This window comes from Armatimonas sp. (genome assembly GCF_043760365.1).
Taxonomy (GTDB): Bacteria; Armatimonadota; Armatimonadia; order Armatimonadales; family Armatimonadaceae; genus Armatimonas.
Window position 1 is genome coordinate 1 of sequence record NZ_JAYUPA010000035.1, and the last position, 2432, is coordinate 2432.

Annotated in this window: 3 protein-coding genes and 1 pseudogene; all 4 read right to left on the reverse strand. The window is 58.3% G+C overall.

The features are described 5' to 3' along the window. Positions 1–252 (reverse strand): annotated as a pseudogene (locus ACH2EH_RS00850) (hypothetical protein); the annotation flags it as partial. Next, positions 253–1482: a S41 family peptidase gene (locus tag ACH2EH_RS00855; RefSeq protein WP_395137869.1), complete on the reverse strand. Its 1230-nt coding sequence runs from the start codon at positions 1480–1482 to the stop codon at positions 253–255. Positions 1483–1541: 59 nt separating this feature from the next. After that, the gene (locus tag ACH2EH_RS00860; protein WP_395137871.1) at positions 1542–2369 is read right to left on the reverse strand and encodes a sugar phosphate isomerase/epimerase family protein; all 828 of its coding nucleotides are present in this window, start codon (positions 2367–2369) and stop codon (positions 1542–1544) included. Next, the gene (locus ACH2EH_RS00865) at positions 2338–2418 is read right to left on the reverse strand and encodes a hypothetical protein (RefSeq protein ID WP_395137873.1); all 81 of its coding nucleotides are present in this window, start codon (positions 2416–2418) and stop codon (positions 2338–2340) included. Before ACH2EH_RS00865 ends, ACH2EH_RS00860 begins: the two co-directional genes overlap by 32 nt. Between the last annotated feature and the right edge of the window lie 14 nt (positions 2419–2432).

Consider the following 2432-nt stretch of genomic DNA (forward strand, 5'->3'; position numbering starts at 1 on the left):
CACTCCCTTAATATTCTGCTTCATCGCGAACTGGTTCGGCGCTTTTGCAAACACTTCCACCGTTCCGGTGATGCTCTGTGCCGGGATCGAGATTGTCCCTTTTGCCGTGAAGTTTTGTACCTTCAGCCACGCCGCTCCGCCAATCGAGGCAACGTACTTGTCCATAAGAGAAGCCCCGGTTGGCTTGGGGCCCTGTGCCATAACCGGGGTGATGCAGAGTGCTGCAAGTAGCAAAAATCCGTAGCGATTCATCTATTTTTTCTCCGTTTGAGTTCGAAAGTAAGCCAGTGCCGCCGCGATATCCGGGTCGCCCAGCTGGCGCAGTGACGATTGCGTGAGAGGGACGGCAATATCAGGGATCACTCCCTTACCCTCCAGAAGTACCCCTCGGGGGGTTTTGAAGTCCGCGAAGGCATACTGGAGCCGCACACCACCGGGGAGCTTGTCCACGGCGGAGGGCAACACCATCCCCGCGGTCTTGCGCCCAATCACCACGGCGCGTTTTAGCTCCTGTAAGCCGCCCGCTAAAATCTCCGAGCACGACGCTGAGAGCTCATCGGTGAGCACCACGACAGGCCCGGCATACCGCGGTGCTTGGGGAAGTATGGGAAACTGAACCGTTGCCCGGCGCATCGTCATGGTTCCCAGCGTGCCGGGTTTCTGGCTCAGCATCCCCGCAATCGCGTAGGTCACCGGCCCCAGCCCTCCCGGGTTTCCGCGCAGGTCAATAATCATGCCGGGGGCATCGGCCACTTCCTTGAAAGCTTTCCTGAGGTCGTCCATTAGCAGCGCGGTGAACAGCGAGAAACGCACGTAGCCGATATTGTTCTCCAGCCGCCGGGTCTCCAGCTCCGCCGGGAAAGGCGGGAAGCCGGGAAGAACATCGTCGCGCTTCTTTGGCCCGACTCCCAGAGTGAGTCCCACCTCGTGGACACTGCCATCAGGCTCACGCAGACGTAGTGCTCGCTTCTGGCCTTCATCGCCACCCAGTGCGCGTGTGAGCAGCACCCGTGCCAGATACCCCGCCGTCTTCTGCTCCGCTGTGAGTCGTGCAAGAACTTGCAGGAGTGGCTTGCCGTCCACGGCTTCAAGAATCGCACCAGGCAGTATGCCCGCCGCCTGTCCTGCGGAGTTCTGGGCAACGGCAAGAACCATCGGCTGACTGTCAATCAGGCCCACGGTCAGCCCGCTTGCGCCCTCGCCCTTTGCCGCTTTACCCACTGCCTCGCTCACGCTGTAGGCTTCCGGGGGCAAGATGGCGAAATGGCTCTGCTTAAGCTCCCCGATCAGTCGGGTGAGCAGTGCGTAGAACTCGGCATTGTTTTTGACTTTAGCAACCAGCGGCGCATATTTTTTCTTCATTGCCGCCCAGCTCACCCCCCCAAAAGCCGTGTCGAAGTGGGTGACATTGATGCGATTCCAGATTGCCTCAAACACTTGCTGTCTTGTTTTAGGATCAAGTTCTTTTTGTGATATTTTCATTTTTGGAAGGGGTCAAGAAAAAAGCGCCCCAGAAATCTCTGGGGCGCCACGTAGACGACTTACTTCTTGCCAGCGCCCAAGCCGCGGACGAAGCCAATACAGGCAGCGACATCTTCCAGGGGACCATCGCCATTGATCTCGTACTCAATCGAGAGATGGCCCTGGTAGCCCTGTCTGCGGAACTCCGCAAGAATCGCGGGAATATCGCTGACTCCCGTGCCAAAGGGGACATCGTGACCGTGTGGCTCGCCGAACTGGTTGAGGTCTTTTAAGTGCGAAGCATGGATACGGCCCTTGAGGATCTTGAGGGCCTCCACGGGCTTGATGCCGCTGCGCACCCAGTGGCCGGTGTCGGCGCAGGAGCCGATGCGCGTGTCAAACGAAGAAACCAGCTCCAAAACATACTTGGGGTCCCAGACTTTGTAGTTAGGGTTCTTGGACTGGCGCGGGTGGTTGTGAATTGCAAGATAGAGATCCATCTCTTTGAGAAATGGCTCCATCACCTTGAGCTCCGCAGCTCCGGACTCGGTAACAATTGTGCGGATGCCTAGCTTCTTGGCAAAAGTCGCGAGCTTGCGGGCATCGGCCTCGTTGGGGGCAAAGCCAGTGACCCCAAAGGCCACGGGCGTAATCCCGGCCTGCTTACACCAGTCCCTGACCTTGGCAATCGTCGCATCGGAGTTGTCGGGACCAAGCCCCTCGCCCCCCGCTTCGAGCTTCTGCCCAGGGAAAAACTCGATCGTCTTGCCCCCGGCCTTTGCGGTGAGCGTAATCGCCTCCGCGACGGTGCGCTTATTGAATGTCCAGGCCTGGCAGCCAAGCCAGAAACCGCCGATCTTAGGCGCCGTTATGATGTTATTGGATTGAAAATGCATAAAAGTATCCATTCGTTGATGCAAGATAGAGCCGTCCGCCCAGCAGAGCAGGAGCGGCCATGAGAGAGCCGAGCT

Bases quoted from the DNA above. Each gene is read 5' to 3' on its own strand.
- ACH2EH_RS00860 (WP_395137871.1), bottom strand. From the start codon at position 2,369: ATGGATACTTTTATGCATTTTCAATCCAATAACATCATAACGGCGCCT.
- ACH2EH_RS00865 (WP_395137873.1), bottom strand. From the start codon at position 2,418: ATGGCCGCTCCTGCTCTGCTGGGCGGACGGCTCTATCTTGCATCAACG.
- ACH2EH_RS00855 (WP_395137869.1), bottom strand. From the start codon at position 1,482: ATGAAAATATCACAAAAAGAACTTGATCCTAAAACAAGACAGCAAGTG.